Raw genomic sequence first — 18,719 nt, 5'->3', positions numbered from 1 at the left:
GCCATCTTGTGAGGCAAGCTTATTGCGCTTTCAGTAGGGTTTAGGCAATGTGTTGAGTGGCACGTACAAACGAATGATATTTGCGAATTCAACTGCACGTCAGGCAGGCTGCCTTTCGGGTTTCATGTGGATAAAATAGACCGTCGTTAATACGCCCGCTATGAACAACACGAAAAACACCGATGCCGCAAATACCGGAGCGACAACTGTCACCCCACGAGATTCAAGCTGCTGAGTTAACTGTGCATTGCTTTCTGCAAAATAGATGCTCAGAGCCATTACTGAGAGCGATGCGAGCAAATAAAGCAGGGTTACTAACCACCTCATCAGCCTGGTTAAAAGATTGCTCCCGGCGAACATAGCAACAATGGTAGCAAACGTGATTGTGAGCCACGTCTCGAACTGGGTGACCATGGCCTCTTCGTTCACGCGAATAAGCTCTAGAAGCTCAGCAATCGTCAATGTATTCATTGGTCTGCCTGATTTTAGTGTACGGACTAAAAGCGATGTTATATTTTGTCCGGTAGAGCGGTTTTCGGCTTATGCCCCCATCAAAGCGTTTTGCGTCAGCCATCCTGCTCTGTTAATTGAAGTAACAAAGTATACGATGATATCACTCCAAAAAAGGTGGTATTCGGTACCACAGACTGAACGTACCAGCCATCTTTGTTCAGTTCTGAAATTTTCTTATTTAATGCTTCAACGCCAGGTTTGCCTGACCAGAAATTCAGCTTTCTAAACTCAACAATCCGTTGCATGCTGCCTCTATTTCCTTTTCTGTAATGGCTTTTACTCTGAGTGAGGCGGCGAAGTCATTTAACAACCACCAGGCCGCGATCGTCTTTGTGTTCCAGTACACCTTAGCGGTCGAAACTAATGATACTGGCTTATGGTTATGGGTCACCCTACAAAAAATACGCCACTAATAAGAGTAAGGTGCACGTAAATACAAAACCGGCTGCTGTGCAAAGGTTTATGTTTGCCTGCTTATTTATCGGATGTTTTCCGAACGTGGCCAGCTTAATTATCCCATAACCACACCAATAGAACGCGATTTCGAACAATACCACAAGTACTAACCATCTCAGTACTGACCACAGGCCTCTGCCCAAACTTCCAGCGACTTCTTCCATACCACCTCCATGTCAAAAAACGAAATTAAGCACACCAGCATGCCAGTTCAAATATAGCACACCGTTTCCAGCTACAGGACGCAAACAGCCCGACGATAATCACAAAGCACCAACGTGTTTGTGTTCCGCTGACCCGGCTTAGCCTGTAGCCTGGTCGCCTTGAGTATACTTTTGTTCGCAAGAAACAACGGCTGCACATAAGCCGCTAATAGCCAGGAAGCAAATAGTGGCCAAAAATGTACCTAAACTTACAAATATACACGTTTCTCGGATCCCAGGTTCGACCGCAAAAGCAGCGCCCCACAGAAGAACAGTTAAAAGAGAAAATATGTAAGCGAAAATACCAATAGCTCTGGCTGCAAACAAAAGCGTCGGAAGGTTTACAGTCTGTATTGTCTGATAGGGGTAGAGTTTCATAAAAATCCTTTTTATATAATTGTGAATGTCAGAGTACCACCACGCTTACCGGTTTGTCCGGCGTAACGGCTTGTTAGCTCTCTGCTTTTTGATTCCATCTGACGCTTCACCTTTAAGCCCGCCTTTTGCGGCCAGGCTCATTAGTCGTCGAAACCTCGGGCACTCTAAGTGACTAGGGGCTTTACAAGCAGCGGCATGCTCAAGACCATCTCGCATTGCCGCTAACTTTTGAATCGTGTTGTCCAGTTCAGTGGCTTTTTTCAGCAACAATTGCCTGTCAATATCAGGGTTGTCTTCAGAGCCCAGTATGCCTGCAATTTCTTCTAGCGAAAACCCTGCTACGCGGCCCAAAGCAATCAACTCAAGGCGCTCCATGATACCCGCGCCAAACACCCGGCGTATTCCTTGCCGACCAATAGAGCGGATTAATCCTTTTTCCTCATAGAAGCGCAGAGTTGAAGCAGGAACGCCAGATTGTTTAACAACCTGAGAAATATCCATAACACCTATTGACTTAAAGTCCACTTGAAGTTGCACACTAGCATTACACACAAATCAATACCAGCAATGGAGAACCCGTGGACAGCATAATTATAGTAATATTCATCGGCATTGGCGCAACCGCAGTGATGGACATGTGGTCTTTGCTGAGGAAATACTTGCTTAACATAGCGCCAACGAACTGGAGGATGGTTGGGCGCTGGATAGCTTACCTAGGACAAGGGAAGTTTCGTCATACCGCGATTGCCGAGTCGAAACCTGTTCGCGGCGAACAACTTATTGGATGGGCGGCTCATTATTTAATAGGTATAGCCTACGCAGCGTTATTAATAGCCATCTGCGGAAAGGCGTGGATACTAACCCCTTCGATTGGCCCGGCACTCGCCGTGGGCATTGCCACTGTTGTCGCTCCGTTTTTTATACTGCAACCAGGAATGGGGGCTGGTTTTGCCGCATCACGAACACCCAGTCCTAACTCTGTCAGGCTGCAAAGCATTATTAATCATGCCGTATTCGGCGCTGGCCTTTTTCTATCAGCTATAGCCGTAAGATGTGTTTACCCAATTTAAATACTGTACTTAATAATGAGTAGAAAAAGTCAGTCGGCGGATTATTGCAGTGCACTGCATAAATCCGCATTGAGCTGACTTTTTGAAATACGGTCGCTGGCAACAAACGCTCCCATGCCCTCTACAATCTCCTTTCCCTGATACATACCGTAAAAGCTAACCGTTGAATTGTCGTTAGCCGCTGTATTCAGATACGCATGCTCGGGGACATCATGCCTTTTCACTATCGCATGTGCATTCATAGAAACGACGAGCGTGAGGAGATAAATCCATTTCATTTTACAGATTCTGTGATTGTTAAATAAGGGGCACAGGCACAATGCAGCAACCGCGCAGCTGGCCTGTATATGCGCCCCTGTGACCGGGTGGAAGTCTGAGTCACGCTGACTCGGTTTGTTACATTTAGTTTTTATAAATTTTCACTTTGTTTTTCGATGCAGACGCCAGCTCGAGCACTTCAGCATAAGTTAAACCATCGAGTTTTTTGCTTAGTATATCGAAGTTTATACCTGACATTGCCGGGTCGCCCACCATATCGTAAACACTATTAACATCAGAAAACTGTATGGCTACTAACGCCACTACAAATTCTTGCTTCTCACTCCTGGGCAATTTTTTAAGAATATACTTGATATCATTTTGAATCGACTGCCTGCTGTCACCGTTAAATACAAACGTATCCGGAACACTGGTGCAACCAATAGTTAATAGTAGAGTGAGTACTAAAAATAACGTTTTCATAAACATCCTTTTAAATATAACAGTTTCATAGCTCCCTAAACGGTATGTTTGCCCTGCCCGGCTTGGGATACATCGCGTATTTAATACAGCCAGATTACGCGACACGTGCAGAAACAAAAAACCAACTGCACGGTTGCATACTTTGATCGTGAAATCAAAACACCAAAAGGCCTGTTATATTGATGTGGGGTATTTCATGCGAAAATGCACAAGCCGTTATCAGGCTACCCGGAAACGTTACGAACATCGGGCTTATGGGGGCTAAAAAAACCGCCTCACGGGCGGTTTTCTTATATCTGGCGGAGAGAGAGGGATTCGAACCCTCGATACGCTACAAACGTATACACACTTTCCAGGCGTGCGCCTTCAGCCACTCAGCCATCTCTCCGAATTTTGTGCCAGGCAAATGCCCTGAGCGCGCGTATAGTAGGGAATGCCGCGCGCTTAATCAAGAAGTAAGCGTAAAAAAGCCGTTAATTGCTGATTTATTAAGCGGTAGCTGTCTGCTTTTGTTTCAGCTTTGCTGAAAATGCCAGCATGCGATCAAGTGGCACCAAAGCCTGCTCACGCAGCGCATCGTCAACATGTATAGCGTGATCACTGGCATTGTCAGTCAACGCGCTCTTAATGGCCTCCAGGCCGTTCATTGCCATCCAGGGGCAGTGTGCGCAGCTTTTACAGGTTGCACCGTTACCGCCCGTGGGCGCTTCTATAAATGTCTTGTTCGGCGTCAGTTGCTGCATCTTATAAAAGATGCCTTTATCTGTTGCCACGATAAAGGTGTCGTTGTCCATTCTCTGCGATGCTTTGATCAGCTGGCTGGTTGAGCCTACTGCATCGGCCATGTCTACAACGCTGGCGGGTGACTCAGGATGCACAAGAATTGCGGCATCAGGGTACAGCGCTTTCATGTCTTTGAGTTTCTGTGCAGAAAATTCATCGTGAACAATACACTCACCCTGCCACATCAGCATGTCAGCACCGGTTTGTTTGGCAATATAAGCCCCCAGATGACGATCAGGCCCCCAGATGATCTTCTTACCCTGCTCGTCCAGGTGCTCCACGATTTCCAGAGCAATACTGGATGTCACCACCCAGTCGGCACGCGCTTTCACTGCTGCTGATGTATTGGCATACACCACAACTGTGTGGTCCGGGTGCTGATCGCAGAACGCACTGAACTTATCGGCCGGACAGCCTAAATCCAGTGAGCAGGTGGCTTCCAGCGTTGGCATCAGCACGTTTTTTTCCGGGCTAAGAATTTTTGCTGTCTCGCCCATGAAACGCACACCGGCAACAATCAGCGTCTGCTCTTCAGCGTCACGCCCAAAACGCGCCATCTCCAGAGAGTCGGCAACACAGCCACCCGTTTCTTCAGCCAGCGCCTGAATCTCGGGATCGGTATAGTAGTGCGCAACCATTACTGCATTGCGCGCTTTTAACAGCCCTTTAATTTCCGCTTTCAGCTCGCTTCTACGCGCATCAGAAAGAGGCTCTGGTTTAGCCGGGAACGGATAATCAATTTGATCCACTCGTAACGCTACAGACATCAATAAAACCTACACAACCTTAACAGGAGCGGGATTATACCCCCCCTGTCATAAAAATTACATACTTCAAATATAGTAACCATAAAACGAATTTAAAGTCCGCTGGCGCCGGACTTAGCACAGTATTTGTACCTATGAGGTTAAGCAGGAGATCAGGCAGTCAGACAATGATGCAGGCAGTGATATGTGTAACGCCGCGGTGTTGTCGAACAGCTTCGCTTACTCCGCATCCTGCGCGGGCATCATTTGTTTTATTAACTGGGATATAGCATGGAAGAATGTGTTGAATGGTGGGTCGTGCTGGATTACTTCGTCACCTTCGGTGACTTCGCCCTGCGGGCCGCGCTAAAGCGCGTTCAAAACCGCTTCGCGGTGTTGTCGAACAGCTTCGCTGGTTCGCATCCTGCGCGGGCATCATTGGTTTTATTAACTGGGATATAGCGTGGAAGAGTATGTTGAATGGTGGGTCGTGCTGGATTCGAACCAGCGACCAATTGATTAAAAGTCAACTGCTCTACCAACTGAGCTAACGACCCATTCAACATTGGTGAAACGTGGTGTAAGTGGTGGGTCGTGCTGGATTCGAACCAGCGACCAATTGATTAAAAGTCAACTGCTCTACCAACTGAGCTAACGACCCTTACGTCACGTTTTTGCTGTGCCACATGTCCCGTGGCAACGGCGGCATATAATACTGATATCCTCGGCGCGTGCAACCCAAAATGGCGTTTTATTTTCACTTTTATGTCAAAAAGGGGTTAAACGCTCAAAATTAAATCAAAGTGCTCTACGAGGCAACATTTTGCTTACAGATTTTACGTTTATCGGTTCCTTTCGATCACTGTGACGCTGGCGGGTTACTGAATAAAAAAACCTCTCGGTTTGAGAGGTTTTTTATTTTACTGACCGTTAAGTTTGGATTCTGCCAACCGACTGGCGGAGGAATCCGGGTATTCGGAAATGACTTTCTGAAATTGCGAGCGGGCTGCTGCACTGTTCCCTTGTCTGGCTTCAATCACACCAAGCTTAAGCAACGCATCAGGCCGCTTGCTGGAGTCGGTAAAGCGCGCTACCACAACGTTGAACTGTGCTTTTGCCTCCTGCCACTGTTGCTTGTTAAACAACAGTTGACCTAACCAGTAGTGCGCATTAGGTGCGTACTCACTGTCAGGAAAACGGTCAAGAAACGACTGAAAGGCAGGAATAGCTTTGTCATATTCGCGTGACTTCAGGATCAGGTTAACAGCGTTATCGTAAGCTTCGCCTTCGTCCAGGTTACTGCCGGAGGAGGTATTACCTGTATTTGCCGGCTGAGATACTGAATTACCGCTGCCTGACGATGATGTCGATTGCGTAAAACCACCTTGCTTCAGCGCTTCAACGCGTTTATCGATTTCAAGATAAAGTTCACGCTGACGCTCAAGCACTTTTTCAAGTTCATTGGTGTTAACTTCAACCGCACCCCGCAATTGATCGATCTCCATTTGCAGCGTATCAAGCTGCTCCTGTAACCGATGCTGCATTTCGGTGCGACTTTTCACCATCCGCTCAAGCACCTCAACCCGCTGTTCCAGGTTTGAGCTGCCGTTAACGTCGTAAACCGGTGCCTGTGCAAGTACACCGGCAGAAACAACAAGGGTCGCGACGGCTGCCGCGACCTGTGTGCGTTTTCGCATTTTGCTATCAGCCATTATTGATAAACGACGACTCCGCGACGGTTTTGCGCAAAGGCGTATTCCGTTGAGCCCATCACGGCTGGTTTTTCTTCACCGTACGATACGACAGAGATCTGGCTGCTGCTTACGCCAGCATTCAGCAGATACGTTTCTACTGATTGTGCACGGCGCTCACCCAGCGCAATGTTGTACTCTGGTGTACCACGGCTGTCTGTGTGACCCTGGATGACCACATCCTGGTCTGGGTTTTTCACCAAAAACTCTGCATGCTTGTCCAGCAGCGTCTGGAATTCTGGCTTGATGCTCGAGCGGTCAAAGTCAAAGTAAACGGTTTGTTCGTTTTGCAGGGCTTCTTTTTCCTGAGCGACCATTTCTTCCTGACGCTTCATACGCTGCGCTTTTTCTGCTTTTACACGCTGCTCTTCGGCGCGCTGCGCTTCACGTTCAGCTTCCGCCTGTTCCTGCGCCATGCGGTTACGTTCTGCAGCAAGCTCCTCTTCACTGGGTCCTGACGAACAGGCCATCATAGTCACCACTGGCAAGGCGATAATGAAACTTTTCATTACTTTATTCATTTGCATCCTCTTAATCCTTATATTTTATTTATCAATATTTTGGTTTTATTAAAACAAAAATGGTGACCAACTCGGCGACTTCACTTGTCCGTTGGCTGCTGGTAACCTGGCCTTAAAACGCCCGTCCAGAGACACAAGGGACAATACCTGCGTGTCTCCGTGTAAAGTGCTATAAATTATCATGCTTCCATTCGGCGCCACACTAGGCGACTCGTCCAGATAGGTTCTGGTCAGTACCTGTGGTGATCCATCATCCAGTCCTTGCTTGGCAATATGATAGTTACCATTGGTACGGTTAACCAGTACTACTTGTTCGCCGTCTGGTGTAATCGTACCGCCCAGGTTCTGCTCACCGACAAAGGTGACACGTCTCACTTTCCCTGATGCTAAATTTACGCTATAAATCTGTGGTTTACCACCCCGTTCCGAGCTAAATATGAGACTCTTGCCGTCCGGCGCCCATGCAGGCTCGGTGTCAATCGCCCGGTTACGGGTGACCCGGCGTATACTTTTAGTCGCCAGATCCATAACATAAATTTCCGGATTGCCGTCCTTCGACAATACCATAGCCAGTTGCTCACCGTCAGGTGAGAAAACCGGACTTCCATTTATACCAGGAAAATCAGTGATTTTGGTCCGTTCCATGGTATAGATGTCCTGAATATAGATCTGCGGGCGACGATTTTCAAAACTGACGTAAGCCAGCTTCTCCCCGTCCGGTGACCAGGACGGCGACATCAGTGGTTCGGGTGACGACAGTAACCGCGTTTCGTTCTCGCCATCGTAGTCTGCAATCACCAGTTGATAGGGTAAGTCGCTGGTTTCACGATCTCTGACGATGACATAGGCGATACGCGTTAAAAACGCGCCCCGAACGCCAGTCAGCTTCTCATACACCACATCACTGATACGGTGCGCGTACTGACGAAAGTCACTGCCGTTAATCACCGCCTGACGTGATGCAATAATATGGGCTTTGCCTTCGACCAGCTTCCCGTCTTTCAATACTTGTGAATTACCGTCAGTCATCTGCCCTTTCAGCACGTCAATCAGCTCATAGGTAACGCGGTAACGGTCAACTGATTCCTTCTCTATACTGCCAACCAGCACCGTATCTGCGCCGGTGCTGGCCCAGGCTGAATAATTAATATCCTGATCAGACTCAGGGTATTGCGGCATATCCTTCGGATCGATAGGGTTAAACTTACCGCTGCGCATCAGGTCTGCACGGATCACTTTTGACAGCTCCCCTGGCATCGAGCCATCACCCTTCCACTTAAATGGCACGATGCCAATGGGACGTGCGGAGTCCACCCCTTCGGTGATCACGATTTCCAGAGTTGCAAACGCTCTGGCGCTGACCATCAGGGCCAGCATGCCGATCCATATCCCAACTTTTCTCATTATCACTACAGTTCCACTCTAAGGTTGATGTCTTTTAACTCTTCATACACGTCAGGCGATTCCGGCATGGGCACTTCTTCGGTGCGCCGCACGGCACTCTCCGCTGCCTGGCACAGCGCCGTATCGCCGCCTAGCACCCTGACACTGGTGATGAAGCCGGTGGTGGCCAGCTTTATATTAAGACGACATTCTTTACCTTTAAAGCTGTCGTCGTAGTACAGGTTTCGTTCAATACGTTGCTGAATTAATGCCTGATAGCGTTCCACTTCAGACAACACCTGTTGCTGACGTCTCGCCTGCTGCGCTTCGCGCTCTTTGGCGAGTTGCTCTTGCATTTTTCTTTCCATTTCCGCCTGCTGCTGTTCTTCACGGCGCTTTTTTTCTGCTTCAGCTTTTTCACGCGCTTCCTGCTGCTTACGCTCACGCTCTTTCTGAGCTGCCAGTTCCTTAAGCTTTTTCTGGCGCTGACGTTCCGCTGCCTCTGCTTCTGCTTTCTCACGCGCACGCTTCTCTGCCAGGGCTTTCTGACGTCGTCGCTCTGCAGCTTCTCTGGCCTGACGTTCTTTCTGTGCAGCCTCTGCGCGGGCCTGCGCTTCTGCCCGTTGCTTATCCGCAATCGCCTGGGCATCAATGAACGTAGCATTAATAACCGGGCTGGGCGATGGCGGTGCCGGCAGTGGATCAGGAGAAAAACTGACGCTAATTAGCAACAGTATGGCAATGACCGCGTGCAGCCCGACCGATTTGTAAATCGCCGCCGATGACTCTGTCATACTACTGAACTACCCCTCACTCCGGTTCAACCGGATCGGTCATTAACCCTACTGAGGGCACACCCGCCCCCTGCAGCAATACCATAAGCTGAATCACTTCATTGTATGCTACCTGCCCGTCGCCTTTCACCACGACCGGCGTTTTTGGCGTTTTCTTTAGTTGTGCCTGTACCATGGCGGCCAGTTCATCCGCCTCAACCGGCGCATCCTGACTGTCCCCCACGTTCAGGAAGTAACGTCCTTTTACATCCACAGACGCAATCAGCGGTGGGGTGTCTTCCTGTTCAATGGGGTTTGCACTGGCCTTTGGCAGATCCACTTTTACGCCCTGCGAAATCAGCGGTGCAGTCACCATAAAGATGATCAGCAGCACCAGCATGACGTCGATATAAGGTACAACGTTTATCTCTGAGACCGGGCGACGACGTTTTCTTGTGTACATAAACTTAACCCTTCATACGGTATTTCAATCGGCAGTACTGCATTACGCTGGTTGCTGAGCCTGTGCGGCAACAGCCTGACGATGAAGGATTGCAGAAAATTCTTCCATAAAGTTGGCGTAGCTGTTTTCCAGCTTCTCAACCTGGTGGCTGAACCGGTTGTAGGCAATGACCGCCGGAATCGCCGCAAACAGACCAATCGCGGTGGCAATCAGGGCCTCTGCAATACCCGGCGCCACCATGGCAAGTGTGGCTTGCTGCACTTCGCCTAAGGCAATAAAAGCATTCATGATCCCCCACACCGTACCAAACAGACCAATATACGGACTGATTGAGCCGGCCGTTGCCAGAAACGGCAGGCGACTTTCTAAGTCTTCCACCTGACGCGACATACTTACCCGCATGGCACGGTAAGTACCATCGACAATTCCGTTGGTGCTGGTATTGCTTTTTCTCAGGCGCACAAACTCTTTAAAGCCCGAGCAGAAAATACTGGAAAGTCCACTGACATTGGCGCGTGCAGAGAGCTCCTGGTACAGCTTATTTAAGTCAGCGCCGGACCAGAACTTATCTTCAAATTGCAGCATTTCTTCACGGGCACCGGATAAGGCACGACTGCGCTGAAAAATAAACGTCCATGACGCGACCGAAACACCCAGTAACAGCAGCATAATAAGTTGAACAATAAAGCTGGCCTGCAAAAACAAGCCAATAAAGGTGAGATCAGATGACACGCGTTATATCCCCTAACAATGTTTTTGGTAATCGTCTGGCTTTCATCGAAGCCAAATCCACACAGGCAATACGAACATTGGAGGTGACCAATGCCACACCCTGTGCATTTGTTATTTCCTGCTTGAGCAGCATACTAGCGCCTTTCAATTCTACAACCTGCGTAGCAATACTCAATACATCGTTAAAACGAGCAGGCGCATAGTTATGCATTTCGACCCATTTGACGACAAAAGCAATGTTTTGTTCCAGCAGTACGTCCTGCTCATAGCCCACTGAACGCAACCATTCCGTGCGAGCCCGCTCTGTAAACTTCAGATAATTCGCGTAGTAAACGATGCCGCCGGCATCGGTATCTTCGTAATAAACCCGTACCTGATATTCGTGCATATTTATTCCTTCAGTGTACTTTTATTAATACCAACGTTGATAAATTAAGGCCTTATGTAGTGGTAATCAGGCTGCCACCATTCAGCTCAAAGGGCAAATATGGCGTGTATTTAACGGAATATGAGAAGAAATTTAACAGACCATAAACACATTACTTTTTCTAATCTGAAAGTATAATTTTCCTCAATTGTCACAGCCTCAATTATCTCTATAATGCGCAGCCATCAGTCGCACAGAACGTATTGGCATCACGCGGATACGTAAGAGAGTTATCTCCTGTTTGACATGAGTTCCCTGGATTTATTTCCTTCAACACTTGTTGTTTTCGCCCGCTCAATTGAGCGGGCTTTTTTATGTCCGGAATAAAAAGGGAAGATGCGATACGTGCAGGTTACGACTGTGACGGTGTGAAGCCAAAATGCAGATAGGCCCGTTGTGACACAATCCGGCCCCTGGGCGTTCGCTGTAAAAAGCCCTGCTGGATCAAAAAGGGTTCGATCACGTCCTCAATGGTTTCTTTTTCTTCACCTATGGCGGCCGCCAGATTTTCCAGCCCGACCGGCCCTCCATCAAACTTATCAATAATGGCAGTAAGCAGCTTACGATCCATATAATCAAAGCCTTCCCGGTCTACATCCAGCATGTCCAGCGCTTTGGCCGCTGTGTCTCCGTTTACCTGGCCGGCTGATTTAACCTGCGCATAATCGCGCACACGGCGCAGCAGGCGATTGGCAATACGGGGCGTGCCACGCGAGCGCCTTGCAACTTCGATCGCGCCCTCTTCCGACAGATCCAGCTGCAAAAAGCCGGCACTGCGGGCTATTATCTGGGTTAAATCTTTGACGGAGTAAAACTCCAGACGCTGAACAATGCCAAACCGGTCCCGCAATGGCGAGGTCAGTGACCCGGCCCGGGTTGTCGCACCAATCAGCGTAAACGGTGGCAAGTCCAGCTTAATAGAACGGGCAGCAGGCCCCTCACCTATCATGATATCCAGCTGATAATCTTCCATCGCCGGATACAGAATTTCTTCCACTACCGGGCTTAAGCGGTGAATTTCGTCAATGAACAGCACATCATTGGTTTCAAGGTTGGTCAGCAGAGCCGCCAGGTCGCCCGCTTTTTCCAGCACTGGCCCGGAGGTGGTTTTAATATTCACATCCATTTCGTTGGCGACAATGTTGGCCAGTGTCGTTTTACCCAGCCCAGGCGGGCCAAAAATAAGTAAATGATCAAGGGCATCCTGGCGGTTGCGCGCAGCTTCGATGAAAATTTCCATCTGCTCGCACACATGGGGCTGCCCGGTATAATCATTCAGCATTTTTGGGCGAATTGCCCGGTCAACAACCTCGTCTTCCTGACTGGAAGAGGCAGTGATCAGTCTGTCAGCTTCAATCATTGCGGCTCCTGTTCGTGCCGGTACATCGGTTAAATTGCGGCCCGCAAGGCTTCACGTATGACCTGCTCACTTTCCATGCCGTCCTGATAAACGGCGTCAATATACTTACTTGCCTGTGCCGGCTTATAGCCTAACGCCACCAGTGCGCCCATGGCATCCTCACGCACATCGTTAACCGCCACCAGCGCGTCGCCGGCAGCGCCAGCGGGCTGCGTCGGTATCGACACCGACTGGCTCTTGCCAAACTTTTCAAGCCTGTCTTTAAGTTCAACCACCAGCCGCTCTGCGGTTTTCTTGCCTATTCCCGGCATTGCCACCAGTGCGGATACGTCTTCGTGCTGTACGCTACTTAAAAACTGCGATGCCGACATGCCGGATAAAATGGTCAGTCCTAACTTGGGGCCTACACCGTTAGCCTTAATCAGTTCGCGAAACAGACCGCGTTCATTTTTCTCACAAAACCCAAACAGTAACTGGGCGTCTTCACGCACCACAAAATGCGTCCACAGGGTGACCTGTTCGCCTACCGCCGGAAGCTGGTAGAAACTGGTCATCGGCATCTGAATTTCATAGCCCATACCCGCCACGTCTATCAGCACCTCAGGAGGCTGCTTCTCGACCAGGGTTCCCTGAATACGTCCTATCATAAATCTTGTCTCTGTTAAGGAAGGTGCGAATAAGTCTATCGCCGCTAAGTGATGACAGACTTATTCGCATCTTCCTCAATATTAACGCAAGCGTCCACGCACGGTTTTCTTCGCCTGCCCCGCCATTGCCACCAGACTTTGCTGCGTATTGGCGTGACACAATGCCACGGCCAGCGCATCGGCAGCATCTGATTGCGGCGTACCGCTTAAATCCAGCAAGTGCTTCACCATATGCTGAACCTGGGTTTTGTCCGCACCGCCTTTGCCTACTACCGCCTGTTTGATCTGACGCGCCGAATATTCCGATACAGGCAGTTCACCCTGTGTTGCGGCGACAATGGCTGCCCCCCTGGCCTGCCCCAGTTTTAACGCCGAATCGGGGTTGCGCGCCATAAACACCTGCTCAATGGCAAATTCGGCCGGTGAGTACTGACGAATAATGTCACTGACGCCCAGATAAATTGTGTTCAGGCGCTCGGGCAACGCTTTTTCGCCCACCCGTATACAGCCACTGGCCACATACACCAGTTTGCCGTTCTTTCTGGCAATCAGGCCGTAGCCTGTGACCCGTGAACCTGGATCTATACCCAGTATAACCATTATTGCGGTACTCCGACAAACTTCGCTACTGCTTCACGGTTTGACGGTGACCACAGGCGTGTCAGGGCTTCGTCTTTGCTGACCCACTCAGCATGCAAATGTTCGGTAAGCTGCAGAGGTAAGCGGCTGTCGATACAGGCACGAAATACATGCTCAGTATTGTGCGTGGTGCCAGGTGGATAACGGTGTTGCCAGCGCGGTCGTATCTCATACCGGTTGATGCAGGCGCAGTCTTCAATCGGGCACGCATCCGGGGATAAGATCAGCCCGGTTTCTTCAGCCACTTCACGGTAGGCCGCGTCAATGGGCTGTTCACCTGCTTCCAGCGCACCGGTTACCGACTGCCAGAAGTTAGCGTCATCCTGGCGCTGTAAAATCAGCACCCGGTGGTGCTTATCAAACAGCACCACCAGGACCGATTCAGGCTTTTTATAGCTCATGGATCAGGACGGCTTTTTCACCGTCGCAATCGCCAGATCTTCAAGCTGCTGCGGATTCGCCGGGCTTGGGGCTGACGTTAACGGACAGGCCGCGGTGGTGGTTTTCGGGAACGCCATCACATCGCGGATAGAGCCAGCGCCGGTCATCAGCATTACCAGCCGATCCAGGCCAAAGGCCAGACCTGCGTGCGGCGGCGCACCAAACTGCAGCGCATCCAGCAGGAAGCCAAACTTGTTCTTAGCTTCTTCTTCGTCGATACCAAGAATGCTGAACACTGCTGATTGCATCGCCTGGTCATGAATACGCACCGAACCGCCACCCAGTTCGACCCCGTTTAAGACCATGTCATAGGCATCGGATAACGCTTCGACCGGGTTGGCTTTCAGCGCTTCAGGGCTAAGACCACGCGGCGAGGTAAAGGGGTGATGCAGGGCGTACAGTTCGCCATCCACTTCTTCAAACATCGGGAAGTCAACCACCCACAACGGACGCCAGTCGCCTTGCAACAGCTCAAAATCTTCGCCCAGCTTGAGACGCAGTGCACCCAGCGCTTCGGTGACGACCGTGGCGCTGTCCGCACCAAATAACAGTATGTCACCGGTTTTCGCGCCGGTGCGCTCTACCAGGCTGGTGGTAATGTCATCACTCAGGAATTTCAGAATCGGCGACTGCAGCCCGTCCTGTCCCATGCTGTCGTCATTGACCTTGATCCAGGCCAGCCCTTTGGCACCGTAAATCCCGGCAAACTTGGTATATTCGTCAATCTGTTTACGTGACATGCTGGCACCGCCCGGCACCTTAATCACGGCAACGCGGCCTTTGGCATCGTTGGCCGGGCCACTGAACACTTTGAAGTCGACATCTTTAAGCAGATCAGCCACATCCACCAGTTCCAGCGGATTACGCAAATCAGGCTTGTCGCTGCCGTAGCGGCGCATGGCGTCGCCATACGTCATACGCGGAAAGTCGCCCAGTTCCACATCCAGCATTTTGTTAAACAAATCACGGATCATGCCTTCGGTGATGGCCATCACGCCATCGGCATCCAGAAACGTGGTTTCCAAATCGATTTGGGTAAATTCTGGCTGACGGTCGGCACGCAAATCTTCGTCGCGGAAGCACTTTACAATCTGATAGTAACGGTCCATGCCTGACATCATCAGCAACTGCTTAAACAATTGCGGTGACTGCGGCAATGCGAAAAATTCCCCTTTGTGCGTGCGACTTGGAACCAGATAATCCCGCGCACCTTCCGGCGTAGCTTTGGTCAGGATCGGTGTTTCAATATCTAAAAAGCCGTCCTCTTCCAGATACCGGCGAACGGCGGCGGTCACTTTGGCACGGAACATCAAACGCTGTGACATTACCGGGCGACGCAGATCCAGATAGCGGTAACGCAGGCGCTGCTCTTCTGAGTTTTCCTGATTCCAGTCCAGCGGCAGCACCTCAGCGCGGTTAATCACTTCCAGCGCGGTACCCAGAATTTCAATTTCTCCGGTACGCATATCTTTGTTGATCTGTCCCTCTGGACGCGCGCGCACTTTACCGCTCAATTTCACACAGAACTCACTGCGCAGTGTATTGGCGACCTCCAGTACATCAGGTAGATCCGGGTCGAAAACGACCTGTACAATCCCCTCACGATCTCGTAAATCGATGAAGATAACACCGCCCAGATCGCGGCGTTTGTTTACCCAGCCATAAAGGGTAACGGTTTGTCCGGTATAGGATGAATCAATATTCCCACAGTAATCTGTGCGCATGGTCGCTGACCTCTGATGTTTTTCTCGCCTGACGTTGCACCGGGTTGCATTCGCTGGTAAAACCCGCCAACGTGTGACTGCATTGCTAAAAGCCGCCTAGTATAAACAAATGCACTTCAAAGCCCAATGACAAAAATGCCTGATTCTGCCTTATCTGCTGCTTCACTGCCCACTGTCCGAATCGGTCTGCCGGTATGGCAGGATCCGTACTGGCAGTCTACCTGGCTGGCGAGGCAGCCTGCGGCGCAATTGCCTGCTTACGGGCGCCGTTTAAACAGCATAGAAGGGAACACCACGTTCTATTCATTGCCGGATCCACAAACCGTCACGCGCTGGGCGTCGGCAGTCCCCGAACACTTCCGTTTCACCTTCAAGTTTAATCAGGTGATATCTCATGAAGCGGGCCTGCGCGACTGTGAGGCACTTGTCGATCAGCAATTGCACTGTTTAGCGGGGCTTGGTGACAAACTGGGGCTCATGTTACTGCAGCTTCCGGCCCAGTTTGGGCCTGACCGACTGCCATTGCTCGCAGCATTTCTTAAGCGTCTGCCTGACTCACTGAATGTTGCGGTTGAAGTCCGGCATTGTGCATTCTTTGCCAAAAGTGATGACGAGCGGTACTTTAACCGGCTACTTCAGGACCACGGCGCCAATCGCATGATCATGGACACCCGGGCACTTTTCACCGGCCCCAGTGATTGCGCGCTTGTTTCTGAGGTGCGCACTAAAAAGCCACGAGTACCGGTAAATGTGGTCGCCACCGGTCAACAGCCGGTGGTGCGGTTTGTGGGGAATAATGTGAGTGAAGACAATGCGCGCTGTCTCGTCCCCTGGATCAACAAGTGCCACCAGTGGCGAACCGAGGGGCGCACACCGTATTTTTTCTTTCACCGGCCGGACAATAAAGACGCGCCATGGCTGGCACAGCAATTTATTGACGCTTACAACCGCCAGTATCCCGATATGGCCTTACCGTCGCTGGAACTTGCGGCTGTTCCGGCGCAATCAGCTCTCTTCTGACTGGCGGTCGCGATAATCGCTGGCTTCCAGTTCGTGTTTTTTCATCAGTTTATGCATATCGGTACGATTACGTCCGGCCAGTTCGGCTGCCCGGGTTACGTTGCCATCTGTCATTTTCAGCAACTTGTGCAGATATTGCTGCTCAAAGGCGTCCCGTGCTTCGGTCAGTGTTGGCCAGCTCTGTCGGCTGGACGAGAGGGCCTGCTCCACCAGATGTAACGGCACGACCGGCGTTTGTGTGAGCGCCACACACTGCTCCACCACATTCACCAACTGGCGGACGTTGCCCGGCCAGTCTGCTTTCACCAGCATTTGCATAGCATCATCCGAAAACTGGCTTACATCAACCTGGTGGCGTTCGGCACTTTGCTGCAAAAGGCTGCGAGCCAGCAGCGGAATATCTTCACTGCGCGCCTTCAGTGACGGCAGTTTCAGGTTCACCACATTCAGGCGATAGTACAAATCTTCCCGGAACGTGCCTTCTTCCATTTCTTTTTGCAGATCTTTGTGCGTGGCCGAGATAATGCGTACGTCAATATCCACGTGTTTGCTGCTGCCCACCGGCCGGATTTGCCGCTCCTGCAGGGCCCTCAACAGTTTCACCTGCAATGTCATCGGCATGTCGCCAATCTCATCTAAAAACAGGGTGCCGCCGTCTGCTTCACGAAATAAGCCAGCATTAGCCTGCACTGCGCCAGTAAAAGCGCCCTTAGCATGCCCGAACAATTCCGATTCAAGCAGGTTTTCCGGCAGCGCTCCGCAGTTGATGGCCACAAAGGGCTTGTCGTGACGATCACTGGCTTTATGGATCGCATTCGCCAGCAATTCCTTACCCGTACCACTGGCGCCGCTGATCAGTACGCTGACTTCCCGTTTGGCAATACGATACGCCTGATCCAGCACGTTCAGCATTTCCGGCGAGCGGGTGATAATATTTTTGGCCCAGTCGCCGGGCTGCGCAGCCTGCGAGTGACTTAAGGCCTTTTTTAACATATTGCGCAGTTCATCATGGTCAACCGGCTTGGTTAAAAAGCCGAAAACCCCTCGCTGCGTAGCTTCGACAGCATCGGCAATGGTGCCGTGCGCCGTCATTAAAATCACCGGCAAGTCCTGGCGCAGCCCCATAATTTCTTCAAACAGGCTTAATCCGTCAAGGCCCGGCATGCGCAAATCACTGAGCACCACATCAATAGAGTCACTGCGCACTTTCTTAAGCGCACTTTGCCCGTCTTCCACTGCCGTCACCGTGAACCCTTCTCCCTCCAGACGAATAGTCAGCAGTCGCAACAAACTGGTGTCATCGTCTACCAGTAACAAATGCGGGGTTAACTGTTGCTGCTGTGTCATTGCTGATTACTCCTGTTCTTATCCATCAGCGAGGCCTCGATCTGTAGCAATTCTTCTACTTTATCCTGCTGTGCTTTCAGTTCTGCCTTAAGGTTATCTATGGTGCTGGTCTGACGCGTGTTAACGCGACTCAGCAGTGAAATGGCTGACTCAAACTCCAGCAACTGTTCATTAGGTTTCGACAGCATGGTGCTGACCACCAGCGTTGCTTCGGGTGTCAGTAAAGGGGTTAGGTCTTTGAGCAGGCGCTGTGCCCGCAATCTGTCTTGATAAGGCGTATCTGTCGGCATCGACAGCAGCACCTTATGCAGTGTGTCTTCGAAACTGCTGCTTAAATCAGCCATTTTCGCTTTGCGCGCAGGCCATGCCGTGCGGTCAGCCTCTACCCACAAATTGATCCAGTGACCGAGATCACAATTATTCTGGATGTCATCATGCTTGTCACTAACCAGGCAAAATTCTTTCTCCTGCACCACTGGTGTAGCAATGGGCTCTGACGTTTCCGTTGGTGACGGCGAAGACGCGTTTTCCATTAACGACGCGCACCCCGTTATCGTAGCGCCTAACAGCGCCACAGCTATTATTCTCATTATCAACTTTC

General features: G+C 50.6%; 23 protein-coding genes and 3 tRNA genes. 3 read left to right on the top strand and 23 right to left on the bottom strand.

All coding sequences use genetic code 11. From position 1 onward, the window contains the following. Positions 1 to 99: 99 nt before the first annotated feature. The 3 genes from IE054_RS01950 to IE054_RS01935 form a co-directional block, all read right to left on the bottom strand. Entirely contained in the window at positions 100 to 471 is a 372-nt protein-coding gene (locus IE054_RS01950) for a hypothetical protein (RefSeq protein ID WP_189403396.1), read from the bottom strand. Between the two features lie 95 nt (positions 472 to 566). Further along, positions 567 to 758, bottom strand: coding sequence for a hypothetical protein (locus IE054_RS01945; RefSeq protein ID WP_189403395.1), 192 nt, complete (start codon positions 756 to 758; stop codon positions 567 to 569). 837 nt (positions 759 to 1,595) lie between these two features. Further along, complete coding sequence (locus IE054_RS01935; protein WP_189403393.1) at positions 1,596 to 2,051, bottom strand: helix-turn-helix domain-containing protein; 456 nt, start codon at positions 2,049 to 2,051, stop codon at positions 1,596 to 1,598. 77 nt (positions 2,052 to 2,128) lie between these two features. On the opposite strand from IE054_RS01935, the gene IE054_RS01930 reads away from it, so the two are divergent. Continuing rightward, on the top strand, positions 2,129 to 2,620 hold the full coding sequence (locus IE054_RS01930; RefSeq protein WP_189403392.1) for a DUF2938 domain-containing protein: 492 nt from the start codon (positions 2,129 to 2,131) through the stop codon (positions 2,618 to 2,620). A 41-nt stretch (positions 2,621 to 2,661) separates the two neighbouring features. Here IE054_RS01930 and IE054_RS01925 read toward each other — a convergent pair whose 3' ends face one another. The 4 genes from IE054_RS01925 to nadA all read right to left on the bottom strand — a co-directional run bounded on the left by IE054_RS01925 (position 2,662) and on the right by nadA (position 4,911). Beyond that, positions 2,662 to 2,898 carry a hypothetical protein gene (locus tag IE054_RS01925; protein ID WP_189403391.1) on the bottom strand — a complete coding sequence of 79 codons (237 nt, stop codon included), beginning with the start codon at positions 2,896 to 2,898 and terminating at the stop codon, positions 2,662 to 2,664. A gap of 124 nt (positions 2,899 to 3,022) precedes the next feature. Continuing rightward, positions 3,023 to 3,361, bottom strand: coding sequence for a DUF6694 family lipoprotein (locus IE054_RS01920; protein ID WP_189403390.1), 339 nt, complete (start codon positions 3,359 to 3,361; stop codon positions 3,023 to 3,025). A 297-nt stretch (positions 3,362 to 3,658) separates the two neighbouring features. Then, positions 3,659 to 3,749, bottom strand: a tRNA-Ser gene (locus IE054_RS01915). A gap of 100 nt (positions 3,750 to 3,849) precedes the next feature. Next, positions 3,850 to 4,911 carry a quinolinate synthase NadA gene (gene nadA, locus IE054_RS01910; RefSeq protein ID WP_189403389.1) on the bottom strand — a complete coding sequence of 354 codons (1,062 nt, stop codon included), beginning with the start codon at positions 4,909 to 4,911 and terminating at the stop codon, positions 3,850 to 3,852. 270 nt (positions 4,912 to 5,181) lie between these two features. On the opposite strand from nadA, the gene IE054_RS01905 reads away from it, so the two are divergent. Then, positions 5,182 to 5,352 (top strand): hypothetical protein, encoded by a 171-nt coding sequence (locus IE054_RS01905; RefSeq protein ID WP_189403388.1) that lies wholly within the window; start codon positions 5,182 to 5,184, stop codon positions 5,350 to 5,352. 19 nt (positions 5,353 to 5,371) lie between these two features. Here IE054_RS01905 and IE054_RS01900 read toward each other — a convergent pair. The 14 genes from IE054_RS01900 to aspS form a co-directional block, all read right to left on the bottom strand. Then, positions 5,372 to 5,447, bottom strand: a tRNA-Lys gene (locus tag IE054_RS01900). Between the two features lie 28 nt (positions 5,448 to 5,475). Further along, positions 5,476 to 5,551, bottom strand: a tRNA-Lys gene (locus tag IE054_RS01895). Between the two features lie 259 nt (positions 5,552 to 5,810). Beyond that, positions 5,811 to 6,587 carry a tol-pal system protein YbgF gene (gene ybgF, locus IE054_RS01890; RefSeq protein ID WP_189403387.1) on the bottom strand — a complete coding sequence of 259 codons (777 nt, stop codon included), beginning with the start codon at positions 6,585 to 6,587 and terminating at the stop codon, positions 5,811 to 5,813. A 14-nt stretch (positions 6,588 to 6,601) separates the two neighbouring features. Next, positions 6,602 to 7,168 carry a peptidoglycan-associated lipoprotein Pal gene (gene pal, locus IE054_RS01885; RefSeq protein ID WP_189403386.1) on the bottom strand — a complete coding sequence of 189 codons (567 nt, stop codon included), beginning with the start codon at positions 7,166 to 7,168 and terminating at the stop codon, positions 6,602 to 6,604. 42 nt (positions 7,169 to 7,210) lie between these two features. Then, positions 7,211 to 8,566 carry a Tol-Pal system beta propeller repeat protein TolB gene (tolB, locus tag IE054_RS01880; protein WP_189403385.1) on the bottom strand — a complete coding sequence of 452 codons (1,356 nt, stop codon included), beginning with the start codon at positions 8,564 to 8,566 and terminating at the stop codon, positions 7,211 to 7,213. Between the two features lie 5 nt (positions 8,567 to 8,571). Then, a complete protein-coding gene (gene tolA / locus IE054_RS01875; protein ID WP_189403384.1) occupies positions 8,572 to 9,339 on the bottom strand; it encodes a cell envelope integrity protein TolA in 768 nt (255 codons plus the stop codon). A 16-nt stretch (positions 9,340 to 9,355) separates the two neighbouring features. Beyond that, the gene (tolR, locus tag IE054_RS01870; RefSeq protein WP_189403383.1) at positions 9,356 to 9,781 is read right to left on the bottom strand and encodes a protein TolR; all 426 of its coding nucleotides are present in this window, start codon (positions 9,779 to 9,781) and stop codon (positions 9,356 to 9,358) included. 42 nt (positions 9,782 to 9,823) lie between these two features. Beyond that, on the bottom strand, positions 9,824 to 10,513 hold the full coding sequence (tolQ, locus tag IE054_RS01865) for a protein TolQ (protein WP_189403382.1): 690 nt from the start codon (positions 10,511 to 10,513) through the stop codon (positions 9,824 to 9,826). After that, the gene (ybgC, locus tag IE054_RS01860) at positions 10,503 to 10,901 is read right to left on the bottom strand and encodes a tol-pal system-associated acyl-CoA thioesterase (RefSeq protein WP_189403381.1); all 399 of its coding nucleotides are present in this window, start codon (positions 10,899 to 10,901) and stop codon (positions 10,503 to 10,505) included. The genes tolQ and ybgC overlap by 11 nt, the downstream gene beginning before the upstream one ends. Before the next feature lie 391 nt (positions 10,902 to 11,292). Further along, entirely contained in the window at positions 11,293 to 12,300 is a 1,008-nt protein-coding gene (gene ruvB, locus IE054_RS01855) for a Holliday junction branch migration DNA helicase RuvB (protein WP_189403380.1), read from the bottom strand. Positions 12,301 to 12,329: 29 nt separating this feature from the next. Continuing rightward, positions 12,330 to 12,947 carry a Holliday junction branch migration protein RuvA gene (gene ruvA, locus IE054_RS01850; RefSeq protein WP_189403379.1) on the bottom strand — a complete coding sequence of 206 codons (618 nt, stop codon included), beginning with the start codon at positions 12,945 to 12,947 and terminating at the stop codon, positions 12,330 to 12,332. A gap of 81 nt (positions 12,948 to 13,028) precedes the next feature. Beyond that, entirely contained in the window at positions 13,029 to 13,547 is a 519-nt protein-coding gene (ruvC, locus tag IE054_RS01845) for a crossover junction endodeoxyribonuclease RuvC (RefSeq protein ID WP_189403378.1), read from the bottom strand. Further along, positions 13,547 to 13,987 carry a dihydroneopterin triphosphate diphosphatase gene (nudB, locus tag IE054_RS01840; protein ID WP_189403377.1) on the bottom strand — a complete coding sequence of 147 codons (441 nt, stop codon included), beginning with the start codon at positions 13,985 to 13,987 and terminating at the stop codon, positions 13,547 to 13,549. The genes ruvC and nudB overlap by 1 nt, the downstream gene beginning before the upstream one ends. Positions 13,988 to 13,990: 3 nt before the next feature. Next, positions 13,991 to 15,751 carry an aspartate--tRNA ligase gene (gene aspS / locus IE054_RS01835; RefSeq protein WP_189403376.1) on the bottom strand — a complete coding sequence of 587 codons (1,761 nt, stop codon included), beginning with the start codon at positions 15,749 to 15,751 and terminating at the stop codon, positions 13,991 to 13,993. A gap of 135 nt (positions 15,752 to 15,886) precedes the next feature. Between aspS and IE054_RS01830 the strand changes: the two genes are divergently transcribed. Further along, complete coding sequence (locus IE054_RS01830; RefSeq protein ID WP_189403375.1) at positions 15,887 to 16,771, top strand: DUF72 domain-containing protein; 885 nt, start codon at positions 15,887 to 15,889, stop codon at positions 16,769 to 16,771. Here IE054_RS01830 and IE054_RS01825 read toward each other — a convergent pair. After that, on the bottom strand, positions 16,757 to 18,118 hold the full coding sequence (locus IE054_RS01825; protein WP_189403374.1) for a sigma 54-interacting transcriptional regulator: 1,362 nt from the start codon (positions 18,116 to 18,118) through the stop codon (positions 16,757 to 16,759). The genes IE054_RS01830 and IE054_RS01825 overlap by 15 nt on opposite strands. Further along, positions 18,115 to 18,708: a hypothetical protein gene (locus IE054_RS01820; RefSeq protein ID WP_189403373.1), complete on the bottom strand. Its 594-nt coding sequence runs from the start codon at positions 18,706 to 18,708 to the stop codon at positions 18,115 to 18,117. The genes IE054_RS01825 and IE054_RS01820 overlap by 4 nt, the downstream gene beginning before the upstream one ends. Between the last annotated feature and the right edge of the window lie 11 nt (positions 18,709 to 18,719).

The sequence above is a fragment of the Alteromonas halophila genome (genome assembly GCF_014651815.1).
GTDB classification, from domain to species: domain Bacteria; phylum Pseudomonadota; class Gammaproteobacteria; order Enterobacterales; family Alteromonadaceae; genus Alteromonas; species Alteromonas halophila.
Note: the sequence above shows the minus strand (reverse complement) of the source record. Positions and strands in the feature narration are given on the sequence as shown.

Bases quoted from the DNA above. Each gene is read 5' to 3' on its own strand.
- IE054_RS01925 (WP_189403391.1), bottom strand. From the start codon at position 2,898: ATGAAATGGATTTATCTCCTCACGCTCGTCGTTTCTATGAATGCACAT.
- IE054_RS01950 (WP_189403396.1), bottom strand. From the start codon at position 471: ATGAATACATTGACGATTGCTGAGCTTCTAGAGCTTATTCGCGTGAAC.
- ybgF (WP_189403387.1), bottom strand. From the start codon at position 6,587: ATGCGAAAACGCACACAGGTCGCGGCAGCCGTCGCGACCCTTGTTGTT.
- tolA (WP_189403384.1), bottom strand. From the start codon at position 9,339: ATGACAGAGTCATCGGCGGCGATTTACAAATCGGTCGGGCTGCACGCG.
- IE054_RS01945 (WP_189403395.1), bottom strand. From the start codon at position 758: ATGCAACGGATTGTTGAGTTTAGAAAGCTGAATTTCTGGTCAGGCAAA.
- aspS (WP_189403376.1), bottom strand. From the start codon at position 15,751: ATGCGCACAGATTACTGTGGGAATATTGATTCATCCTATACCGGACAA.
- tolB (WP_189403385.1), bottom strand. From the start codon at position 8,566: ATGAGAAAAGTTGGGATATGGATCGGCATGCTGGCCCTGATGGTCAGC.
- IE054_RS01920 (WP_189403390.1), bottom strand. From the start codon at position 3,361: ATGAAAACGTTATTTTTAGTACTCACTCTACTATTAACTATTGGTTGC.
- nudB (WP_189403377.1), bottom strand. From the start codon at position 13,987: ATGAGCTATAAAAAGCCTGAATCGGTCCTGGTGGTGCTGTTTGATAAG.
- IE054_RS01830 (WP_189403375.1), top strand. From the start codon at position 15,887: ATGCCTGATTCTGCCTTATCTGCTGCTTCACTGCCCACTGTCCGAATC.
- pal (WP_189403386.1), bottom strand. From the start codon at position 7,168: ATGCAAATGAATAAAGTAATGAAAAGTTTCATTATCGCCTTGCCAGTG.
- ruvB (WP_189403380.1), bottom strand. From the start codon at position 12,300: ATGATTGAAGCTGACAGACTGATCACTGCCTCTTCCAGTCAGGAAGAC.
- tolR (WP_189403383.1), bottom strand. From the start codon at position 9,781: ATGTACACAAGAAAACGTCGTCGCCCGGTCTCAGAGATAAACGTTGTA.
- IE054_RS01905 (WP_189403388.1), top strand. From the start codon at position 5,182: ATGGAAGAATGTGTTGAATGGTGGGTCGTGCTGGATTACTTCGTCACC.
- ybgC (WP_189403381.1), bottom strand. From the start codon at position 10,901: ATGCACGAATATCAGGTACGGGTTTATTACGAAGATACCGATGCCGGC.
- ruvC (WP_189403378.1), bottom strand. From the start codon at position 13,547: ATGGTTATACTGGGTATAGATCCAGGTTCACGGGTCACAGGCTACGGC.
- IE054_RS01825 (WP_189403374.1), bottom strand. From the start codon at position 18,118: ATGACACAGCAGCAACAGTTAACCCCGCATTTGTTACTGGTAGACGAT.
- ruvA (WP_189403379.1), bottom strand. From the start codon at position 12,947: ATGATAGGACGTATTCAGGGAACCCTGGTCGAGAAGCAGCCTCCTGAG.
- nadA (WP_189403389.1), bottom strand. From the start codon at position 4,911: ATGTCTGTAGCGTTACGAGTGGATCAAATTGATTATCCGTTCCCGGCT.
- IE054_RS01820 (WP_189403373.1), bottom strand. From the start codon at position 18,708: ATGAGAATAATAGCTGTGGCGCTGTTAGGCGCTACGATAACGGGGTGC.
- IE054_RS01935 (WP_189403393.1), bottom strand. From the start codon at position 2,051: ATGGATATTTCTCAGGTTGTTAAACAATCTGGCGTTCCTGCTTCAACT.